This window comes from Pseudomonas sp. BAV 4579 (assembly GCF_009765395.1).
Taxonomy (GTDB): domain Bacteria; phylum Pseudomonadota; class Gammaproteobacteria; order Pseudomonadales; family Pseudomonadaceae; genus Chryseomonas; species Chryseomonas aestiva.
In genome coordinates this window covers 21,279-40,009 of sequence record NZ_WHOV01000047.1, presented here as the reverse complement: position 1 = coordinate 40,009, position 18,731 = coordinate 21,279, and the positions used below count along the sequence as shown (strand labels likewise).

20 protein-coding genes and 1 other RNA gene are annotated in these 18,731 nt (G+C 65.5%); 14 read left to right on the top strand and 7 right to left on the bottom strand.

All coding sequences use genetic code 11. The features are described 5' to 3' along the window. From mraZ to rsmI, 3 genes are all read right to left on the bottom strand, one after another. Nucleotides 1-456 carry a division/cell wall cluster transcriptional repressor MraZ gene (gene mraZ, locus GSQ95_RS11590; RefSeq protein ID WP_158893374.1) on the bottom strand — a complete coding sequence of 152 codons (456 nt, stop codon included), beginning with the start codon at nt 454-456 and terminating at the stop codon, nt 1-3. A gap of 288 nt (nt 457-744) precedes the next feature. Next, nucleotides 745-1,100: RNase P RNA component class A (gene rnpB / locus GSQ95_RS11585), an RNA gene on the bottom strand. A 66-nt stretch (nt 1,101-1,166) separates the two neighbouring features. Next, nucleotides 1,167-2,018 (bottom strand): 16S rRNA (cytidine(1402)-2'-O)-methyltransferase, encoded by an 852-nt coding sequence (gene rsmI, locus GSQ95_RS11580; RefSeq protein WP_158893319.1) that lies wholly within the window; start codon nt 2,016-2,018, stop codon nt 1,167-1,169. A gap of 123 nt (nt 2,019-2,141) precedes the next feature. On the opposite strand from rsmI, the gene GSQ95_RS11575 reads away from it, so the two are divergent. The 4 genes from GSQ95_RS11575 to GSQ95_RS11560 are packed head-to-tail and all read left to right on the top strand — an operon-like array spanning nt 2,142 to nt 5,495. Beyond that, nucleotides 2,142-3,929, top strand: coding sequence for a penicillin-binding protein activator (locus tag GSQ95_RS11575; protein ID WP_158893321.1), 1,788 nt, complete (start codon nt 2,142-2,144; stop codon nt 3,927-3,929). Continuing rightward, nucleotides 3,926-4,300 (top strand): YraN family protein, encoded by a 375-nt coding sequence (locus GSQ95_RS11570; protein ID WP_158893323.1) that lies wholly within the window; start codon nt 3,926-3,928, stop codon nt 4,298-4,300. The genes GSQ95_RS11575 and GSQ95_RS11570 overlap by 4 nt, the downstream gene beginning before the upstream one ends. 32 nt (nt 4,301-4,332) lie before the next feature. Next, nucleotides 4,333-4,926, top strand: coding sequence for a phosphoheptose isomerase (locus tag GSQ95_RS11565; RefSeq protein WP_007162067.1), 594 nt, complete (start codon nt 4,333-4,335; stop codon nt 4,924-4,926). Continuing rightward, nucleotides 4,923-5,495: a BON domain-containing protein gene (locus tag GSQ95_RS11560; protein ID WP_133862560.1), complete on the top strand. Its 573-nt coding sequence runs from the start codon at nt 4,923-4,925 to the stop codon at nt 5,493-5,495. Before GSQ95_RS11565 ends, GSQ95_RS11560 begins: the two co-directional genes overlap by 4 nt. A gap of 62 nt (nt 5,496-5,557) precedes the next feature. Here GSQ95_RS11560 and GSQ95_RS11555 read toward each other — a convergent pair whose 3' ends face one another. Continuing rightward, nucleotides 5,558-5,794 carry a DUF2171 domain-containing protein gene (locus GSQ95_RS11555; RefSeq protein WP_158893326.1) on the bottom strand — a complete coding sequence of 79 codons (237 nt, stop codon included), beginning with the start codon at nt 5,792-5,794 and terminating at the stop codon, nt 5,558-5,560. Between the two features lie 148 nt (nt 5,795-5,942). Between GSQ95_RS11555 and GSQ95_RS11550 the strand changes: the two genes are divergently transcribed. Beyond that, nucleotides 5,943-6,596: a sulfite oxidase-like oxidoreductase gene (locus GSQ95_RS11550; RefSeq protein ID WP_158893328.1), complete on the top strand. Its 654-nt coding sequence runs from the start codon at nt 5,943-5,945 to the stop codon at nt 6,594-6,596. 7 nt (nt 6,597-6,603) lie between these two features. Here the strand turns inward: GSQ95_RS11550 and GSQ95_RS11545 are convergent, their stop codons facing one another. Beyond that, a complete protein-coding gene (locus GSQ95_RS11545; protein WP_133862563.1) occupies nt 6,604-7,008 on the bottom strand; it encodes a hypothetical protein in 405 nt (134 codons plus the stop codon). Then, nucleotides 7,005-8,225, bottom strand: a complete 1,221-nt coding sequence (locus GSQ95_RS11540) for an N-acetylmuramoyl-L-alanine amidase (protein ID WP_133862564.1) — start codon at nt 8,223-8,225, stop codon at nt 7,005-7,007. The genes GSQ95_RS11545 and GSQ95_RS11540 overlap by 4 nt, the downstream gene beginning before the upstream one ends. A 279-nt stretch (nt 8,226-8,504) precedes the next feature. Between GSQ95_RS11540 and osmE the strand changes: the two genes are divergently transcribed. The 9 genes from osmE to GSQ95_RS11495 all read left to right on the top strand — a co-directional run bounded on the left by osmE (nt 8,505) and on the right by GSQ95_RS11495 (nt 18,231). Beyond that, the gene (gene osmE, locus GSQ95_RS11535) at nt 8,505-8,843 is read left to right on the top strand and encodes an osmotically-inducible lipoprotein OsmE (RefSeq protein WP_133862565.1); all 339 of its coding nucleotides are present in this window, start codon (nt 8,505-8,507) and stop codon (nt 8,841-8,843) included. Nucleotides 8,844-9,035: 192 nt separating this feature from the next. Beyond that, on the top strand, nt 9,036-9,557 hold the full coding sequence (locus GSQ95_RS11530; protein ID WP_132832850.1) for a hypothetical protein: 522 nt from the start codon (nt 9,036-9,038) through the stop codon (nt 9,555-9,557). Between the two features lie 231 nt (nt 9,558-9,788). Then, nucleotides 9,789-11,624 (top strand): dihydroxy-acid dehydratase, encoded by a 1,836-nt coding sequence (ilvD, locus tag GSQ95_RS11525; protein WP_158893330.1) that lies wholly within the window; start codon nt 9,789-9,791, stop codon nt 11,622-11,624. 474 nt (nt 11,625-12,098) lie between these two features. Beyond that, nucleotides 12,099-13,292: a carbohydrate porin gene (locus GSQ95_RS11520; protein WP_256664555.1), complete on the top strand. Its 1,194-nt coding sequence runs from the start codon at nt 12,099-12,101 to the stop codon at nt 13,290-13,292. 63 nt (nt 13,293-13,355) lie between these two features. After that, nucleotides 13,356-14,384 carry a sugar ABC transporter substrate-binding protein gene (locus tag GSQ95_RS11515; protein ID WP_158893332.1) on the top strand — a complete coding sequence of 343 codons (1,029 nt, stop codon included), beginning with the start codon at nt 13,356-13,358 and terminating at the stop codon, nt 14,382-14,384. 106 nt (nt 14,385-14,490) lie between these two features. Then, the gene (locus GSQ95_RS11510; RefSeq protein WP_158893334.1) at nt 14,491-15,573 is read left to right on the top strand and encodes an ABC transporter permease; all 1,083 of its coding nucleotides are present in this window, start codon (nt 14,491-14,493) and stop codon (nt 15,571-15,573) included. After that, nucleotides 15,573-16,340, top strand: coding sequence for an ATP-binding cassette domain-containing protein (locus GSQ95_RS11505; protein WP_042137188.1), 768 nt, complete (start codon nt 15,573-15,575; stop codon nt 16,338-16,340). Before GSQ95_RS11510 ends, GSQ95_RS11505 begins: the two co-directional genes overlap by 1 nt. Before the next feature lie 209 nt (nt 16,341-16,549). Further along, complete coding sequence (locus GSQ95_RS11500) at nt 16,550-17,908, top strand: nucleobase:cation symporter-2 family protein (RefSeq protein ID WP_158893336.1); 1,359 nt, start codon at nt 16,550-16,552, stop codon at nt 17,906-17,908. A gap of 122 nt (nt 17,909-18,030) precedes the next feature. Beyond that, nucleotides 18,031-18,231, top strand: coding sequence for a hypothetical protein (locus GSQ95_RS11495; protein WP_007162082.1), 201 nt, complete (start codon nt 18,031-18,033; stop codon nt 18,229-18,231). On the opposite strand, the gene GSQ95_RS11490 is transcribed toward GSQ95_RS11495, so the two are convergent. Next, a complete protein-coding gene (locus tag GSQ95_RS11490) occupies nt 18,228-18,722 on the bottom strand; it encodes a DUF523 domain-containing protein (protein WP_158893338.1) in 495 nt (164 codons plus the stop codon). The genes GSQ95_RS11495 and GSQ95_RS11490 overlap by 4 nt on opposite strands. Between the last annotated feature and the right edge of the window lie 9 nt (nt 18,723-18,731).

Below are 18,731 nucleotides of genomic sequence, written 5' to 3'. Positions count from 1 at the left end.
TCACAGGATCAAATCGCGCATTTCATCCGGCATACCGCCGGGTTCCTTAATCGCCAGGAGATCCGCGTCGCACACGGCACTCCAGGCGTCCTCATCCCATAACTGGAACTTGTTGAGCTGACCGACCAGCATCACGCGCCGGTTCAGCTTGGCGTATTCACGCAGGCGCGGCGGAACCAGGAAACGGCCACTGCCGTCGAGCTCCAGATCCACCGCATTGCCGATCAGCAAGCGCTGCAGGCGGCGAGTCTCCTCACGCAGCGAGGGCAACTGCCGCAGCTTGCTTTCGATGATTTCCCATTCCGGGAGTGGATAGACGCAAAGGCAGGGGTCGACGGCATCGATCGTCACGATGAGCTGGCCGGCACAACGCTCCAGCAGCTCGTCACGATACCGGCTCGGCATCGCGGCGCGCCCCTTGGCGTCGAGACTGATGGCGTTCGCTCCCCGGAACAATTTCGCGTCCTCTAATAGGCTGTCCTTGCCATTAAATCCCACTTCGCCCCACTTCGTACCACCGGCCGCCACTATATTGAGGAGGGCTGCTTTCAGTCAAGGTAAGCGAGGGGGTAGCCAGGCCGCGTGGGACGGGGATTTCGAGCAAATTGCACGAGTTCACGGCCAGGACGAACGACATCGATTTCCGACAAACGGAAATGAAGTCAATTGATTGGCTCAATTGATTAAAGTGATGTCTTAAGAAGAGGTCTCAGACACTGGGCGCAGAGGCCCAGGAGGGAGGGGTGCGAGAGCCGACCTGTAAGCCGGGTTCTGTCGAGGACAGTCATTCCTCTGGGACAACCATCGCTGATTGCCTCTAGCGACCTACCCGAATCCAGCGCGGGCCACGCCTATGGATTCCTATTTGGTCTTGCTCCAGGTGGGGTTTACCTAGCCACGAACTGTTGCCAGCCGTGCGGTGCGCTCTTACCGCACCTTTTCACCCTTACCGGCGCTTGCGCGCTTAGGCGGTTATTTTCTGTGGCACTTTCCGTAGGCTCACGCCTCCCAGGCGTTACCTGGCACCTCGCCCTATGGAGCCCGGACTTTCCTCCCTCGCAACCCTTGCGGATCACGACAGCGACTGCCCGGTCGGCTCTCGCGGCGCAAGGGTATAGAGACTGGGGGCGGATAACAAGGAAAGATGCCCACTAATTCACCCTGACTCAGCCCGGCTCGCCCTTGCGCTCCAGGGCCAGCTGATAGAGCTGGTTCTTGCGCGCGCCGGTGATCTGGGCGGCCAGGGCAGCGGCGCGCTTGATCGGCAGCTCGGCCAGCAGCAGATCGAGGATGCGCAGGGTTTCGGCATCGACCTCCGCGTCCTCCGGCGCCGCCCAGCCACCCACCAGCAGCACGCACTCGCCGCGCTGCTGATCCAGATCCGCGCGAATCCAGGCCAACAGCTCGCCAGCGGGCAAGCCGCGCAGGGTCTCAAAGGTCTTGGTCAGTTCGCGACCAAGAACGATGTGCCGCTCAGGCCCGAAGGTGCTCACCATGTCGGCCACGCAATCCTCGAGCCGGTGGGGCGCCTCGTAGAAGATGAGCGTACGGGGATCTTCGCGCAGCGCCGCCAGGCGTCCCTGCCGGCCTGCCGCCTTGGCCGGCAGGAAGCCTTCGAAGCTGAAGCGATCCGAGGGCAGACCGGCCGCCGACAGCGCCGCGACCAGGGCGCAGGCGCCGGGAATCGGCGAGACCCGGACGCCCTGGGCGCGCGCCGCTCGCACCAGGTGAAAGCCCGGATCGGAAATCAGCGGCGTGCCCGCATCGGAGATCAGGGCGACGTCTTCCCCCGCCAGCAGCCGAGTGATGAAGCGGCCGCCGGCATCGCGTTCGTTGTGGTCGTGACAGGCCGCGAGTGGCGTCTCGATGCCGAAATGACGCAGCAGCCGCGCCGAATGACGGGTGTCTTCGGCGGCGATCAGGGCCACTTCGCGCAGGACCTTGAGCGCGCGGGCGGTGATGTCGTCCAGGTTGCCGATGGGCGTGGCAACCACATAAAGAGTACCCGGCGAAATCATGATGAAACCTGACGGACTGGAAATAGCCCAACAGTGTACGCCGCTCTCGCCCTTGGCGTTCGCAGCGCTTGGGTGCTGTGAGACAATCGCCCCCTTTCCAGACTTTTGCTCAGGAACCACAGCATGAAGTTCCGCCTGCGTCCGCTGCTCTGCGCCACCGCCTTCGCCCTGCTCGCCGCCTGCAGCAGCTCGCCCGTCAACAACGCCCTCGGCGACCTGCCCCAGCCAACCCAGGCCAGCATCGAGCAGCTGCTGAATCAGGCCGGCTCCAGTCAGTCCGAGCAGGCCAATCTGCTGCGCCTGACCGCCGCCGACAAGGCCTATGCCCAGCAGAATTCCCGCGAAGCGCGGCAGATCCTGGGTTCCATCAATCTCGAAGGCCTCAAGCCGGCACAGCAGATGTTCGCCCAGACCCTGCTGGCCCAGCTCGATTTGCTCGACAAGCAGCCGGCCCAGGCGCTCAAGCGTTTCGACCACCCGAGCTTCGCCCAACTGGGCGAACTGCCGGCCCAGCAGCAGATCCGCAGCGGCCTGACCAAGGCCGCGGCCCAGGCCGCCAACGGCCAGCCGCTCGCCGCCGCCCAGGAACGCATCTTCCTCGGTCCGCTGCTGGACGGCGATGCCGCCCATGACAACCGCGAGCAGATCTGGCAGCTGGTGACCAGCCTGCCGGACGCGCAGTTGCGCCAGAGCGTGAAGGACGCCGACCTCAATGGCTGGCTGGCACTGGCCGCCATCGCCCGCGGCAATCTGGCGCTGGATCAGCAGCTCGCCGCCATCGAGGAATGGCAGAAGCAGAACCCCGGCCATCCCGCCGCACGCAATCTGCCCGATGACCTGGAGCACCTGAAGACCCTGGCGCGGGAACCGCTCAATCGCGTCGCCCTGCTGCTGCCCCTGCAGGGCCAGCTCGCCGGCGTCTCGCGCGCACTGCAGGACGGTTTCATGGCCGCTCGCTACGAAGCCCTGGCCGCCGGCCAGAGCGCCCCGGCCGTGACCGTCTACGACAGCACCCAGATGGGTTCGCTGGACGCCTTCTACCGCCAGGCCCAGGCCGCCGGCATCCAGCTGGTGGTCGGCCCGCTGGAGAAGAACTTCGTCAAGCAGCTGGGCGATCGCCCGCAACTGCCGATCAATACCCTGGCGCTGAACTATGGCGACAGCCAGGGCGCCCAGCCGCCGCAGCTCTTCCAGTTCGGCCTGGCCGCCGAGGACGAGGCCCGCGAGGCCGCGCGCCGTGCCTGGGCCGACGGCAAGCGCAGTGCCGGCGCCATGGTGCCCCAGGGTGATTGGGGCGCCCGCGTGCTGGCCGCCTTCCAGAACGAGTGGCAGCAACTGGGCGGGCGCCTGGTCGCCGCCGAGCGCATCGGTCAACCGGTCGAGATCGCCAATCGCATCACCAGCCTGTTGCAGATGCGCCAGGGCATGGACTTCATCTTCCTCGCCTCGACCCCGGCCCAGGCGCGCCAGATCAAGCCGATCCTGGTCTACCAGAACGCCCGCGATCTGCCGGTGTACGCCACCTCCAACCTCAACAGCGGCGTCAACGAACCCGGCGCCAATCAGGATCTCAACGGCATCCTGTTCTGCGAAACCCCCTGGCTGCTCGACCCGAGCAATCCGCTGCGCGCTAAGATCACCGCCCAGTGGCCGCAGGCCGGCACCAGCATCGGTCGGCTCTATGCCATGGGCGCCGATGCCTACCTGCTGGCGCTGCACCTGCAGCAGCTCAAGGCCCTGCCCAACTCCGAGCTGCCCGGCCTGTCCGGCAATCTGAGCGTGGCGCCCGACCAGCGCGTGGTGCGTCACCTGCCCTGGGCGGAATTCCGCAATGGCGTGGCCCAGCCGTTGCCGGCCAACAATGCGCCGCTGCCCACCACCAGCGTGCCGGCTTCGCTCAGCACCCCGTGAAGCAGGCGCCGCATCTCCAGCGCGGCAGGCAAGCCGAGGATCGCGCCCTGCAGTTCCTGCAGACGCGCGGCCTGCGGCTGCTCGCCCGCAACTGGCGCTGGCAGGGTGGCGAGCTCGATCTGGTCATGCTCGACGGCGATACAGTAGTATTCGTCGAGGTACGCGCCCGCAGGCACACCGCCTGGGGCGGCGCCGCGGAAAGCATAGATGCCCGCAAGCGGCAGCGACTGGTCAACAGCGCCGCCCTCTTTCTGCAATCCGAAGCGCGCTGGGCCAAGCGGCCCTGTCGTTTCGACGTGATCGCGATCGGCCCCGGGGCCGACGCGTCCCCTCAGGCACTCGAATGGATCAAACAGGCCTTCGACGCCTGAGGCCCTCCACAGCACAGGTCAAAGATATCGCGATGGACACCCACGCCCGCATCCAGAAACTCTTCCGGGACAGCATCGAAACCAAGCGTCAGGCCATGGAAGTCCTGATTCCGCATATCGATCTGGCCAGCCAGGTCATGGTTGCGGCCCTGCTCAACGAAGGCAAGATTCTCACCTGCGGCAATGGCGGCTCCGCCGGCGACGCCCAGCACTTCTCCTCGGAATTGCTGAATCGCTTCGAGCGAGAGCGGCCCAGCCTGCCGGCCCTGGCCTTGACCACCGACACCTCGACGCTGACCTCCATCGCCAACGACTACAGCTACAACGAGGTGTTCTCCAAGCAGATCCGCGCCCTGGGTCAGCCGGGCGACATCCTCCTGGCCATCTCCACCAGCGGCAATTCGGCCAACGTGATCCAGGCGATCCAGGCTGCTCACGACCGCGAGATGACCGTGGTCGCCCTCACCGGCCGCGACGGCGGCGGCATGGCCTCCCTGCTGCTGCCCGAAGACGTCGAGATTCGCGTGCCTGCCAAGGTCACCGCCCGCATCCAGGAAGTGCACCTGCTGGTGATCCACTGCCTGTGCGACCAGATCGATCAGCAACTGTTTGGAAGCGAAGAATGAAGAAGGCTCCCCTGCTCGCCATCCTGGCGCTGTCCTTTGCGGTCGCCGGCTGCAGCAACGTGGTCACCGCCAGCCGCGACAAGCCCATCGACGACAACCGCGGCACCCGCACCCTGGGCAGTACCGTGGACGACGCCCTGATCGAGACCAAGGCCTCGGTCAACATCTCCAAGGCCAACCCCGATCTGGCCAGTTCGCACATTGTGGTGGTGAGCTACAACGGCGTGGTGCTGATCGCCGGCCAGACGCCGCGCGCCGATCTCAAGGCCCAGGCCGAACAGGCCGTGCGCAGCGTGCAGCGGGTCAAGACGGTGCACAACGAACTGCAGGTGACCGGCAACTCCTCGCTGCTGGCGCGCAGCAACGACTCCTGGCTGACCACCCGCATCAAGACCCAGATGTTCGCCGACGAGGACATCCCCGGTTCGCGCATCAAGGTGGTCACGGAGAACGGCATCGTCTATCTCCTGGGCCTGGTGACCCAGCAGGAAGGCGCCCATGCCGTGCAGCTGATCCAGAGCGTCTCGGGCGTGCAGCGCATCGTCAAGCTGTTCGAATACATCAACTGATCCGTAGTCGCCGCCCATTAAAAAGCCCCGCATCAGCGGGGCTTTTTAATGGGCGGCGTGCCTTAGGCGGCCTGCCACTCGCTTTCAGCCTCGTCCCGGGTCTTGGATAGCCGCACCTGACTGCCATCCACCGACTGGACCCAGTTCAACGGAATATAGTGATGCTTGCCATCGGCATCCTGATCGCGCTTGGTCAGCTTGATGCGATCGGCGCCTTCCATATGGTCGACGGTGCCCACGTGCTGGCCGTCCGAACCGACAACTTCCGCATGCTCTTTGATCTGGGTTGCATCTACCATGGTGGTTCTCCGGCAGGTTAAGAAAAAGGAGGCGCCTCTCTGAGTGCCTGCAGGATAGGAGGCGCAAGACGCCGTCTGGGTTCGGCCCATGCCGACGAAAGGCCATCATGGCGGTCAGAAGCCCACGACCTGTGAAGAGGATCCATTGATGAGCGACGAGCCGAGCAAGCTGACCCGTTCCAAGGAGCGCTGGGCCCAGGAGGGACGCTTCCTTACCGGCCAGGGTGCGCGTGCGGAAAGCGAGCGTCTGCCGCCTGGCCAGCACCGCGTCAGCAACTGGCCGGTCCTGGACCTGGGCATCCGCCCGGAGGTCAGCCGGGAGCGCTGGCAACTGGCGGTGACTGGCGCGGTCCGCAAGACGCTGCGCTGGAACTGGGAGACCTTCGCCGCGCGGGCGACTAACGAGACGGTCAGCGACATGCATTGCGTCACCACCTGGTCACGCTATGACAATCGCTGGATCGGTCTGCCGATAGCAGAATTGCTCGACGAGGTGCAGCCGCGGGACGAGGCGACCCATGTGCTCCTGCACAGCCATGACGGTTACATCACCAATCTGCCGCTGGCCGATTTCGCCGCGCCGGGCGCCATGCTGGTGCACAGCTGGGAAGGCCAGCCGCTGACGGCCGAGCACGGCGGGCCGGTACGGGCCCTGATCCCGCATCTCTATCTGTGGAAAAGCGCCAAGTGGCTCAGGCGCATCGACTTCCGGGTCGGCGACACGCCTGGCTTCTGGGAAATGCGCGGCTATCACGACCGCGGCGATCCCTGGCAGGAGCAGCGCTATCCCGAGGACGCCTGAAGGCGCCTCAGTGCGCCGCCGGGGCCAGTTGCAGCTCTACCGGATCGCCGGGATTGAGGCTGCGGATACGGAATTCGTCGCGGCTGAGGCTGAGGATTTCCGTGGGATAGGTGATGCCTTCCTCGATCATGTTCAGGCCCTTCTCGGTGCGCGTCCAGCGGCCCAGGGAGGGCTGGCTGCTCGGCGACGCCATCACCAGGGTGCCGTCGCTGAGGAAGACGTAGAGCATCCCCGGCTCGATGCTGTTGCTGGTCTTGATCTGCCAGACCTTGTTGACGAAGCCTTCCTGGGCACTGCCCTGCTTGTCGCGCCCGCCCTGACCGTAGCCGATCAGTCCGGCCACGATACAGAGCGCGCCTATCACCAGCACCACCACGCGCCAGTAACGACGCGCCTTGTCTTGCAAACTCATGTCACTCCTTGGGTGTTCTTGAGGCTGGCCAGGTAGGTGCCCAGCGGGGGGCGCTCCTGGAAATAGCCATGCAGGCCGGCAAAGATCGAATCGGCCAGCTGCTTCTGGTGACGACTGTCGAGCAGGCGTCGGCAGTCGCGATCATTGGAAATGAAGCCCGTCTCGACCAGGATCGAGGGGATATCCGGCGATTTGAGCACAGCGAAGCCCGCCTGCTCCACTCGTTTCTGGTGCAGGTTGGTGATGCTCGACAATTGCCCCAGCACCTTGTGGCCCAGGTCCAGGCTCGAGGAGATGGTGGCGTTCATCGACATGTCCAGCAGCACGCCGGCGAGCATGGGATCGCGCCCCTTGAGAATCTCGTTGGCGCCGATCAGGTCGACGTTGTTCTCGCTGTCGGCCAGGAAGCGCGCCGTGGTGGAAGTCGCGCCACCCTCGGACAGGGCATAGACCGAGGCGCCGTAGGCGGTACGCCGCGGCGCGGCATCGGCATGCACCGAGACGAACATGTCGGCGTTGTAGCTGCGGGCGACCTCGACGCGCTTGCGCAGCGGCACGAAGAAGTCGTCGTTGCGCACCAACTTGGCCTTGAAGCCCTTCTGCAGGTTGATGCGGCGCGCCAGATTCTGCGCCACGATCAGGGCGATGTCCTTTTCCCGATCGCCCCGGGCGCTCAGCGCACCCGGGTCCTTGCCGCCGTGACCGGCATCGACCACCACCATGATGTCGCGACCCGTGGCCAGGCCCTTGCCGCGCTTGACCTCCAGTGGCGGCTCGGCGTCGGCCGGCTTGCGGGCAGCCACCACCGGCGCTCCGGCGCGCTTGAGATCGAGCACCAGACGATTGGCCGCGCCTTCGCCCGGACCAAGGATGAAGCTTTCCACCTCTACCGGATGGGCCAGCTCCAGCACCACCCGGGTGTCCTGGGCGCCATAGTGAGCGCTGCGCACGGCGCGCACCGGCGATCCCTGCAGGGCGAGGTGATTGAGCACCGCGGGGGCCTGGGTATCGGCGAGATCGAGAATGATGCGATCCGGCGCGACCAGGGTGAAGGTCTTGTAGCGCACCGGTCCGGTGAGATCGAAGACCAGACGGAGCTTCTCGGCATCCTGCCAGGCCCGGGCACCCTTGAGTTGCTGCCGGGCGGCAAACGCCGGCAACCCGACGGGCAAGGTCATGCCAGCCAGGATCAGATTGAGCAGACGACGGCGATTCATGAGGTCCTCGCGAGAAACGAGAAACGGCTGGGAAGTTACAACATAACGCTAAAGATCGCCTGCCGCCTGGTCTCTGTCAACTGCCATTCGGACAAAATAATCCTTAGAAAACGGGGGCATAGCGTTCGTTTGCAGAATCAGCTTTAGATACAGTCACTTGCCGAGGCCAGCAGCCGGTCCGTCAAAGTGACAAACCGCGAGAAGTGCGACGGAGAGCGAATTTATCGGCGCCGCCATCGTCGAAGTGTCAGGCACTTCCGCCTTTGAAGGGATCACACCATGAACAAGAAGATTGCTGTCGCGACCGCGCTGCTGGCTGGCACCGTACTGGCGGGCTGCTCCTCGGTGAAGAACACCGCCGACTACACCGTGGGCCGCGTCGAATTTCGCGAGCAACCGCTGGTGAAGCAGGTGGACAAGGGTATGAGCAAGGCTGACGTGCTGCGCCTCGGTGGCACCCCGTCGAGCACCTATACCCGCAAGTTCCGTCCCGGCACCTGCAACAACTATGTGCTCAACAAGGATGGCAAGGAGCAGGTCTATTCGATCGGCTTCGACAGCATGAACCGCGTTGACAGCAAGGACTTCGAAACCTGCGAAAGCGCCGACCGCGCCTGAGCCGGGAGCTGACCGGCCGGCCAGGCCGGGTGTCCTGAAGGACGCTGGCGGCGTCTGATGGACAGGATGGGCGAGCGGCAGCACCATGGGCCCTCGCCATTCCCGATCGCTGCGCCAACCTCCTGCACTGTGGATCGACGCAGGCGCGGCCAGCGCCGCCAGGTTCTACCCATCGTTCCAAGGAATTCAGGCATGTCCAGACGTCACCTCATACTCACAGCTGCGGTGCTTTCCCTGACTGGCTGCGGTGGCTATGACTACAGTTGCGATGCGGCCAAGACCGCCGAGCTGGTCCGTCAGCAATACGCCCAGACCATCAACGAGATCTATGCGGACGACATCGCCGCCGGCCAACCCGCGCTGGAAGCCGGCCAGGTCTCGCTGGTCGACATCAAGACCCAGGAAGAACCCTCGGACAGCGGCGAAGCGGGCTTCTATACCTGCAACGCGACCGTCGAGGCCACCTGGCCCAAGGCCGCCCTCGAGCGCCTGGCCCCGGCCGCCGCTCAGCTGGCCAGTGTCGGCGCCATTCTCGAGAACGGCCACCTGCGCCATGCGCTGAGCTACGAGTCCTCGCTGGAAGGCAGCGACAAGCAGCGCGTCGACATCACCCTGCCCGAAGCCGTGGACCTGAGTCTCAAGACCCTGGCCGGCCAGGAGCCCATGGACGAATACCTGGAAGACGCCCCCGACGGCGAGCAGGAAGCGCCCTGATCCGTCCGGCGCCGGCCTGCTGTGCAGTGCTGGCGCCCGGGTGTATGATCCGGATTCCCCTCCGCCAGCATCCTCCGGCGGGTTCGTGAGCCCTGGCAGCCCCTGTGGAGATCCCGCATGGCGTGGCCGCCCTCCGGCCCGGCAACCGTCACTCCGCGTTTGCACCGTGCCTCGTCTGCGCTCACGATGACCAGAACCGTGATCTAGAAAGCCGCCTCGGAGAGACGCTTCATGCCTGACTATCGCTCGAAAACCTCCACCCAGGGCCGCAACATGGCTGGCGCCCGAGCGCTCTGGCGCGCCACCGGGATGAAGGACGAAGACTTCAAGAAGCCCATCATCGCCATCGCCAACTCCTTTACCCAGTTCGTACCGGGCCATGTCCACCTCAAGGACCTTGGCCAACTGGTCGCCCGGGAGATCGAGAAGGCCGGCGGCGTGGCCAAGGAATTCAATACCATCGCCGTGGACGACGGCATCGCCATGGGCCACGACGGCATGCTCTATTCGCTGCCGAGTCGCGAGATCATCGCCGACGCCGTGGAATACATGGTCAATGCCCACTGCGCTGATGCCCTGGTGTGCATCTCCAACTGCGACAAGATCACCCCCGGCATGCTGATGGCCGCCCTGCGCCTGAACATCCCGGTGGTGTTCGTCTCCGGCGGCCCCATGGAAGCCGGCAAGACCAAGTTGGCCAGCCATGGTCTGGACCTGGTGGACGCCATGGTCATCGCCGCCGACAGCTCGGCCAGCGACGAGAAGGTTGCCGAATACGAACGCAGCGCCTGCCCCACCTGTGGCAGCTGTTCGGGCATGTTCACCGCCAACTCCATGAACTGCCTGGTCGAGGCCCTCGGCCTGGCCCTGCCCGGCAACGGCTCGACCCTGGCCACCCACGCCGACCGCAAGGAGCTGTTCCTGCAGGCCGGGCGCACCATCGTCGAGCTGTGCCGTCGCTACTATCAGGAAAACGACGAGTCGGCGCTGCCGCGCAACATCGCCTGCCATGCGGCCTTCGAAAACGCCATGACCCTGGACATCGCCATGGGCGGCTCGACCAACACCATCCTGCACCTGCTGGCCGCCGCCCAGGAAGCCGAGATGGACTTCGATCTGCGCGACATCGATGCCCTGTCGCGCAAGGTGCCGCAGCTGTGCAAGGTGGCGCCGAACATCCAGAAGTACCACATGGAAGACGTGCACCGCGCCGGGGGCATCTTCAGTATCCTCGGCGAACTGGCCCGCGGCGGTCTCCTGCATGCCGATCTGCCTACCGTGCACAGCCGGACCCTGGGCGAAGCCATCGAGCGGTGGGACATCACCCTGACCCAGGACGAGGCGGTGAAGACCTTCTTCCGCGCCGGTCCCGCCGGCATCCCGACCCAGGAAGCCTTCAGTCAGGCGACTCGCTATGACACCCTGGACGACGACCGCGCCGAGGGCTGCATCCGCAGTGTCGCGCATGCCTATTCCCAGGAAGGCGGTCTGGCCGTGCTCTACGGCAACATCGCCCTGGACGGCTGCGTGGTGAAGACCGCCGGCGTGGATGAATCCATCCATGTGTTCGAGGGCAATGCCAAGGTCTTCGAAAGCCAGGACGCGGCGGTGCGCGGCATCCTCGCCGACGAGGTCAAGGCCGGCGACATCGTGATCATCCGCTACGAAGGGCCCAAGGGCGGCCCGGGCATGCAGGAGATGCTCTACCCCACCAGCTACCTGAAGTCCAAGGGCCTGGGCAAGCAGTGCGCCCTGCTCACCGACGGTCGCTTCTCCGGCGGCACCTCGGGCCTGTCCATCGGCCATGCCTCGCCGGAAGCCGCGGCGGGCGGTGCCATCGGCCTGGTGCGCGATGGCGACAAGGTGCTGATCGACATTCCCCAGCGCAGCATCAACCTGCTGGTGAGTGACGAAGAGCTGTCCCACCGCCGCATCGAGCAGGACAAGCTGGGCTGGAAGCCGGCACAACCCCGTGCCCGCCGCGTGACCACCGCGCTCAAGGCCTATGCCCTGCTGGCCACCAGTGCCGACAAGGGCGGCGTACGCGACAAGGCCCTGCTGGGCTGATTCTCAGGCTCCGGGGGACGGCATCCGCCGTCGCCCGGACGCTCCGCCCCACCTTCCCGCCGGCTTTCTCCGCTCTATCTCGCCCTTCCGCTCGCCTCCTTTCCTTTCTGCCGCGCCTGGCTCGTATACAGCAGGAGAAGCCCTCGCCATGACCCCATTCCAGAGGGGTTCCACCGTTGCTTGGCTTGCTATTTTTGCAGAAGCACAACCTGTAATTCAGCTCACATCTCGCTGTAATCGAGCCGCTAGGCCGTTGAGTGATCAAAGGCTACCCTCCGTCTGCCGCTGAATTGATTCAGCGATAGCTTTGTAGTCAGGTTGGTTTCCAATGGTCACACCTATACCGATCTTCCGCTCGAGCACGGCGGATCAGGTGCTGGCCGGGCACTGAGTTACACAACAACAATAAAACAGGGAACATAAATGAATAAGAAAAAGGCTATGCCCTTGGCCAGGGTTTCGGTCGCGTCCTTGATGAGCACTCTTCTCCTGATTCCTGCGGCGCACGCCCTGGAAACCACCGGTTACTTCCGTACCGGTCTTGGTGACTCCTCCGGTTCGGACTCCATGCGCTGCTTCAAGCTGCAGGGCGCGCAGTCCAAATACCGCCTGGGCAACGAGTGCGAGCAGTACGGCGAACTGGCGCTGAAGCAGAACGTCTTCAATCTCGACGACGGCTCGGCAATCGGCGTCTACGGCATGGGCAGCTTCTTCAACAAATACGATCGCACCCCGACCTTCAATGGCGACAACGGCGCGATCCGTGCGGTCCAGGCCTATGCCTACTGGAACAACATCGCCGCGCTGAACGGCGGTAACCTCTGGGCCGGCCGGCGTTACTACAAGCGTAACGACATCCATATCTCCGACTTCTTCTACTGGAACCAGAGCGCCACCGGCGGCGGTATCGAGGACGTCAACATCGGCGGCCTGAAGTACAGCCTGGCGTTCTCGCGCAAGGACAACCAGAACCAGAAGGATTTCCAGAACCGCATCGACTTCAACGTCGCCGGCTTCAACACCAACCCCAATGGTTCGCTGGAAATCGGCGTCAGCTACCTGGACAAGCCCACCAATCAGCCCAACGCCAACAGTGGTGTAGCCGTGACGCTGCAGCACAAGCAGGCCAACTTCATGGGCTGGGGCGGCGTGAACACCTTTGCCGTGCAGCGCGGCCAGGGCCCGGGCACCGCCCTGGGCAGCACCGGCGATCCGACCCTGAGCAGCGCCGACGTCTCCTATCGCGTCGTCGACTTCTTCGACTGGCAGATCAGCCGCTACTGGGGTGGCCAGATCGCCGCGGTCTACCAGAAGGACGAGCGTCCCAATGGCAACGACCTGCGCTGGACCTCGCTGGGCGGGCGTCTGGTGTACGGCATCACCGACCAGTTCAAGTTCTCCACCGAACTGGGCCATGACCAGGTGCAGGCTCCCGGCGGCACCCGCAAGCTGACCAAGCTGACCCTGGCACCGACCTGGTCGCCCAAGGGTCCGGAATTCAAGTCGCGTCCCGAATTCCGCCTGTTCTACACCTATGCCGCCTGGAACCGGGCAGCCCAGCAGGCAGCCGATGAATTCGACGCCGGCTCCGCGCTGTCGAGCACCGGCAGCTTCGGCAACGATCTGCACGGCTCCAACGTCGGCTTCCAGATCGAGCAGTGGTGGTAACAGCTCCACCGCGACCGGCGTTCTGCCGGTCGCGTTCCTGTCTCCGAACCTGAGCGCACAACAATGAAAAGAACCGTCTCCCTCGCGTCCTTCGCCGGTTGCCTGTTGGCTGCCGCCCTCGCCAGCGGCACCGCCCAGGCAGCCCCCGTTTCCGCCTGCCTCATCACCAAGACCGATACCAATCCCTTCTTCGTCAAGATGAAGGAAGGCGCCACCGCCAAGGCCAAGGAGCTGGGGGTGACACTCAAGGCCTACGCCGGCAAGATCGACGGCGACAGCGAAAGCCAGGTGGCCGCCATCGAGACCTGCATCGCCGACGGCGCCAAGGGCATCCTCATCACCGCCTCGGACACCAAGGGCATCGTGCCCAACCTGCAGAAGGCGCGCGAAGCGGGTCTGCTGGTGATCGCCCTGGACACCCCGCTGGATCCGGTGAGCGCCGCCGACATGACCTTCGCCACCGACAACCTGCTGGCCGGCAAGCTGATCGGCCAGTGGGCGCGGGAAACCCTGGGTGACAAGGCCAAGGACGCCCGGGTGGCCTTTCTCGACCTGAACGCCTCCCAGCCCTCGGTGGACGTCCTGCGCGATCAGGGCTTCATGCTCGGCTTCGGCATCGATCCCAAGAACCAGAGCCGTATCGGCGACGAGAGCGATCCGCGCATCGTCGGCCACGACGTGACCAACGGCAACGAAGAAGGCGGTCGCGCAGCGATGGAGAATCTGCTGCAGAAGGACCCGACCATCAACGTGGTGTACACCATCAACGAACCGGCCGCCGCGGGTGCCTACGAGGCGCTCAAGGCCGTGGGTCGCGAGAAGGACGTGCTGATCGTCTCCATCGACGGCGGCTGTCCGGGCGTGCACAACGTCGCCGACGGCGTCATCGGCGCCACCTCCCAGCAGTATCCGCTGCAGATGGCGGCGCTGGGCATCGAGGCGATCAAGACCTTTGCCGACACCGGCAAGAAGCCGACGCCCACCGAAGGCAAGAGCTTCGTCGACACCGGCGTGAAGCTGGTGACGAACAAGCCGGTCCCCGGCATCCAGTCCATCGACAGCAAGACCGCCCTGCAGAAATGCTGGGGCTGATGGCCTCTCGTCCAGGCTAGAGCAGATCGATCGCCCCGCCTGAGCGCCTGCCGCGCCAGCGTGGGTGATCGACTCTCGGCCGCTTTCCCGCTCTCAGGAGATTGCCATGAGCGATCCGACCTCGCCCTCCCCGTCCGGCCAGCCCTTCGAACAGGTGCTCAAGCACAGCGCCACGGAGGTCGCCTCCTTCGCCCGTGACGAGCGCAGCCCGTTGGTCAAATTCCGTCACTTTCTGCATTCGCGGCCCTCGGCGGTCTCGTTGCTGGTGCTGCTGCTGTCGCTGTCCATCTTCGGTGCCCTGCTGGGCGGCAAGTTCTTTTCCGCCTTCGCCCTCACCCTGATCCTGCAACAGGTCGCCATCACCGGCATCGTCGGCGCGGCCCAGACCCTGGTAGTGATCACCGCCGGCATCGACCTCTCGGTGGGCGCCATCATGGTGCTGTCCTCGGTGGTCATGGGCCAGTTCACCTTCCGCTACGGCCTGCCGGTGGAGCTGTCGATCCTCTGCGGCCTGGCGGTGGGCACCCTGTGCGGCATGGCCAACGGCTGGCTGATCGCCCGCATCAAGCTGCCGCCCTTCATCGTCACCCTGGGCATGTGGCAGATCGTGCTCGCGGCCAACTTCCTCTATCCGCGCAACGAGACCATCCGCGCCCAGGAAATCGGCGCGACCGCGCCGCTGCTGCAGGTGTTCGGCGACAACTTCCGTCTGGGGGGCGCGGTCTTCACCTATGGCGTGATCGCCCTGGTGGTGCTGGTCGCCCTGCTCTGGTACGTGCTCAACCACACCGCCTGGGGTCGGCACCTCTATGCCGTGGGCGACGATCCCGAGGCCGCGGCGCTGGCCGGGGTCAACGTCCGCCGCATGCTGATCACCGTATACGGGCTGTCGGGGCTCATCTGCGCCTTCGCCGGCTGGGTGCTGATCGGCCGCATCGGCTCGGTCTCGCCCACCGCTGGCCAGTTCGCCAACATCGAGTCCATCACCGCCGTGGTGATCGGCGGCATCTCGCTGTTCGGCGGCCGCGGCTCCATCCTCGGCATGCTGTTCGGCGCCCTGATCGTCGGCGTCTTCGCCCTCGGCCTGCGGCTGCTGGGCACCGATGTGCAATGGACCTATCTGCTGATCGGCACGCTCATCATCGCGGCCGTGGCTATCGACCAATGGATCAGAAAGGCGGCCAGCTGATGACTACCGAACCCCTGCTCATGGCCCGTGGCCTGGTGAAGCGCTACGGCCGCGTCACCGCCCTCGACCACGCCGACTTCGACCTGCTGCCCGGCGAGATCCTCGCCGTGATCGGCGACAACGGCGCCGGCAAGTCCTCGCTGATCAAGGCCATCTCCGGTGCCCTGCGGCCCGATGAAGGCGAGATCCGCTTCGAGGGTCAGCCGGTGCAATTCGCCTCGCCCATCGCGGCGCGGCGGGCCGGCATCGAGACGGTCTACCAGAACCTGGCGCTGTCGCCGGCGCTGTCCATCGCCGACAACCTCTTCCTGGGGCGCGAATTGCGCAAGCCGGGGCTGCTGGGCACCCTCTGCCGCACCCTGGACCGCAAGGAAATGGAGCGCATCGCCCGGGAAAAGCTCTCCGAACTGGGGCTGATGACCATCCAGAACATCAACCAGGCGGTGGAAACCCTGTCCGGTGGCCAGCGCCAGGGCGTCGCCGTGGCGCGGGCGGCGGCCTTCGGTTCCAAGGTGATCATCCTTGACGAACCCACGGCGGCGCTGGGGGTGAAGGAGTCGCGCAAGGTGCTGGAGCTGATCCTCGACGTGCGCGCCCGCGGCATCGCCATCGTGCTGATCTCGCACAACATGCCCCATGTGTTCGAGATCGCCGATCGCATCCATATCCATCGCCTGGGTCGCCGGCTGACGGTGATAGATCCGCGCCAGCACTCCATGGCCGACGCCGTGGCGCTGATGACCGGCGCCCAGACGGTCGCCGCCTAGGCGCAGGCCAGGCCCCGGGTCTCCCAGGCCACGGGTGAGCGGGAGACTGGCCATCGCCGAGCGTAGCGTCGGCGACGTGCCCGCTTCATCCTGTAATCCCTCAAATACAGCCGCCGCCCTCGGGCCGGCGGCTGTGTCCTGGCCGAAGACCCTGCGCCAGGGGGCGGGCATCCGGTAAGATCGGCGCTTTTTCCGCGACGACTCCGCCCATGTCCCAGCCTTCCCGCTCCGAACTGCTCTATGGTCCCCAGGACCGACCGCGCCCGCTGATCGCCCTGCTCGCGGCCATCCAGCACCTGCTGGCGATCATCGTGCCCATCGTCACCCCCGGTCTGCTGATCTGTCAGGCCCTGGGCGTCTCGCCGCGCGACACCAACCTGATCATGTCCATGTCGCTGGTGATCTCCGGCATCGCCACCTTCGTCCAGTGTCGCCGCTTCGGGCCCTTTGGCGCCGGCTTGCTGATCGTCCAGGGCACCAGCTTCAACTTCGTCGGTCCGCTGATCGCCGGTGGCGCCCTGATGGTCAAGAACGGCACCCCGGTGGAAGCCGTGATGGCGGCCATCTTCGGCGTGGTCATGGCCGGTTCCTTCGTCGAGATGGGGGTGTCGCGGGTGTTGCCCTTCGTCAAGCGCCTCATCACCCCGCTGGTGACCGGCATCGTGGTCCTCATGATCGGCCTGACGCTGATCAAGGTCGGCCTGATCAGCATGGGCGGCGGCTTCGCGGCGCTGGGCAACGGCACCTTCGCCAACGGCGAGAACCTGCTGCTGTCGGGCACCGTACTGGCCACCATCGTGGTGCTCAATCGCCTTCCGTTGCGCGGTCTGCGCGGCAGCGCCATCGTCGTCGCCCTGCTGCTGGGCTACGCCCTGGCGGCCTGGCTGGGCCGGCTGAATTTCACCGGCATGCACGAGGCCGCCTGGGTGCAGATCCCCCTGCCGCTGCACTTCGGCCTGGGCTTTTCCTGGTCGCTGTTCGTGCCCCTGCTGGTGATCTACCTGGTGACCTCGCTGGAGGCCATCGGCGACATCACCGCCACCAGCAAGATCTCCCGCGAACCGGTGGAAGGTCCGCTGTGGATGCAGCGGATCAAGGGCGGGGTGCTGGTCAACGGCGCCAACTCGCTGCTGGCCGGGCTGTTCAACACCTTTCCCAGTTCGGTGTTCGCCCAGAACAACGGGGTGATCCAGCTGACCGGCATCGCCAGTCGCCATGTCGGCCTGTGGATCGCCGCCATCCTGGTCCTGCTGGGGCTGTTCCCGGCGGTGGCCGGGGTGATCCAGGCAGTGCCCGAGCCGGTGCTCGGCGGCGCGGCCATGGTGATGTTCGGCGCGGTCGCCGCCTCGGGGATCAACATCCTCGCCAGTGTCGAGCTGGACCGCCGCGCACTGCTAATCATCGCCGTGTCCCTGGCGCTGGGCCTGGGCATTTCCCAGGTACCGGAATTTCTCGCCCATATGCCGGCCGGCCTGAGAGCGGTGCTGGAATCCGGCGTCGCCACCGGCGGCCTGTGCGCCCTGCTGATGAACTGGTTCCTGCCGGAGACGCCCAGAGTCGCCGACTAGAGCGAGCTTTTTAATCGGCGGGCTGAAGTTCCGCGCAGGGGTGCCGATAAGCCTGGCAAGTCACCTGTGGGCTTGCCGCGATCGTCGTTTCGATCGTGGGCGACCCACCCAGCAGAGCGCCCATGATCAGCCCGGATGTTCCTGTCGTTAAGGTCCCGCTGCGCGAATATGCCGTCCTGGCGCGTGCCATGGGCGCCACCGTCTTTGCCCAGAACCTCGAAAAGCAGCCGGGCGAACTGGTCGGCTGGCGCTTTCCCAAGGGCTGCTTCGTGCAGAAGGCACATTTCCAGAGCCTGCTGGGTCGCCAGCCGGAGACCCTCTAGGCGTTGCCTTCCAGCGCCGCGAGCAGGCGCTGCGCCCCTTGCAGTTCGGTCTCGTTGAAGACGGCGACGCCCGCGCGCTTCAGCGCCGCCGCCGTGACGCCCTCGCCCGCCACCCGGGTGCCGCTGAAGCTGCCGTCGTAGTTTTCCACATTGCCGCAGGACGGACTGCGCGCCTTGAGCACCGCCAGGCGGATGCCATGGCGCGCGATCAGTTCGAGCGCGGCCGCGGCCCCGGCGACGAAGGCCCGGGTCACGTCCGCACCGCTATCGGTCACCACCGGCAGCCGACCGTCCAGTACCGCGCCGCCCTGGCCGCCGGGAATTTCCGCCGGCGGACGGGGCGTGGGCAGGCCACCGGCCACTTCCGGACAGAGCGGCACGATGCGGCCCTGGGCCTGCCAGACCGCCAGCAGGTCGAAGGGGCCGTGGGCGCCGCCGTCATAGCGCACCCGATGCCCCAGCAGGCAGCGACTCACCAGTATCTTTTCCATTCACCCTCC

What these genes read in the sequence shown, in the direction of transcription:
- GSQ95_RS11510 (WP_158893334.1), top strand. Translation starts at nt 14,491, where the DNA reads ATGAGCGATCCGACCTCGCCCTCCCCGTCCGGCCAGCCCTTCGAACAG.
- osmE (WP_133862565.1), top strand. Translation starts at nt 8,505, where the DNA reads ATGAACAAGAAGATTGCTGTCGCGACCGCGCTGCTGGCTGGCACCGTA.
- GSQ95_RS11520 (WP_256664555.1), top strand. Translation starts at nt 12,099, where the DNA reads ATGAGCACTCTTCTCCTGATTCCTGCGGCGCACGCCCTGGAAACCACC.
- GSQ95_RS11550 (WP_158893328.1), top strand. Translation starts at nt 5,943, where the DNA reads ATGAGCGACGAGCCGAGCAAGCTGACCCGTTCCAAGGAGCGCTGGGCC.
- GSQ95_RS11490 (WP_158893338.1), bottom strand. Translation starts at nt 18,722, where the DNA reads ATGGAAAAGATACTGGTGAGTCGCTGCCTGCTGGGGCATCGGGTGCGC.
- GSQ95_RS11560 (WP_133862560.1), top strand. Translation starts at nt 4,923, where the DNA reads ATGAAGAAGGCTCCCCTGCTCGCCATCCTGGCGCTGTCCTTTGCGGTC.
- GSQ95_RS11505 (WP_042137188.1), top strand. Translation starts at nt 15,573, where the DNA reads ATGACTACCGAACCCCTGCTCATGGCCCGTGGCCTGGTGAAGCGCTAC.
- GSQ95_RS11515 (WP_158893332.1), top strand. Translation starts at nt 13,356, where the DNA reads ATGAAAAGAACCGTCTCCCTCGCGTCCTTCGCCGGTTGCCTGTTGGCT.
- GSQ95_RS11495 (WP_007162082.1), top strand. Translation starts at nt 18,031, where the DNA reads ATGATCAGCCCGGATGTTCCTGTCGTTAAGGTCCCGCTGCGCGAATAT.
- rsmI (WP_158893319.1), bottom strand. Translation starts at nt 2,018, where the DNA reads ATGATTTCGCCGGGTACTCTTTATGTGGTTGCCACGCCCATCGGCAAC.
- GSQ95_RS11575 (WP_158893321.1), top strand. Translation starts at nt 2,142, where the DNA reads ATGAAGTTCCGCCTGCGTCCGCTGCTCTGCGCCACCGCCTTCGCCCTG.
- ilvD (WP_158893330.1), top strand. Translation starts at nt 9,789, where the DNA reads ATGCCTGACTATCGCTCGAAAACCTCCACCCAGGGCCGCAACATGGCT.
- GSQ95_RS11500 (WP_158893336.1), top strand. Translation starts at nt 16,550, where the DNA reads ATGTCCCAGCCTTCCCGCTCCGAACTGCTCTATGGTCCCCAGGACCGA.
- GSQ95_RS11565 (WP_007162067.1), top strand. Translation starts at nt 4,333, where the DNA reads ATGGACACCCACGCCCGCATCCAGAAACTCTTCCGGGACAGCATCGAA.
- GSQ95_RS11530 (WP_132832850.1), top strand. Translation starts at nt 9,036, where the DNA reads ATGTCCAGACGTCACCTCATACTCACAGCTGCGGTGCTTTCCCTGACT.
- GSQ95_RS11545 (WP_133862563.1), bottom strand. Translation starts at nt 7,008, where the DNA reads ATGAGTTTGCAAGACAAGGCGCGTCGTTACTGGCGCGTGGTGGTGCTG.
- GSQ95_RS11555 (WP_158893326.1), bottom strand. Translation starts at nt 5,794, where the DNA reads ATGGTAGATGCAACCCAGATCAAAGAGCATGCGGAAGTTGTCGGTTCG.
- GSQ95_RS11540 (WP_133862564.1), bottom strand. Translation starts at nt 8,225, where the DNA reads ATGAATCGCCGTCGTCTGCTCAATCTGATCCTGGCTGGCATGACCTTG.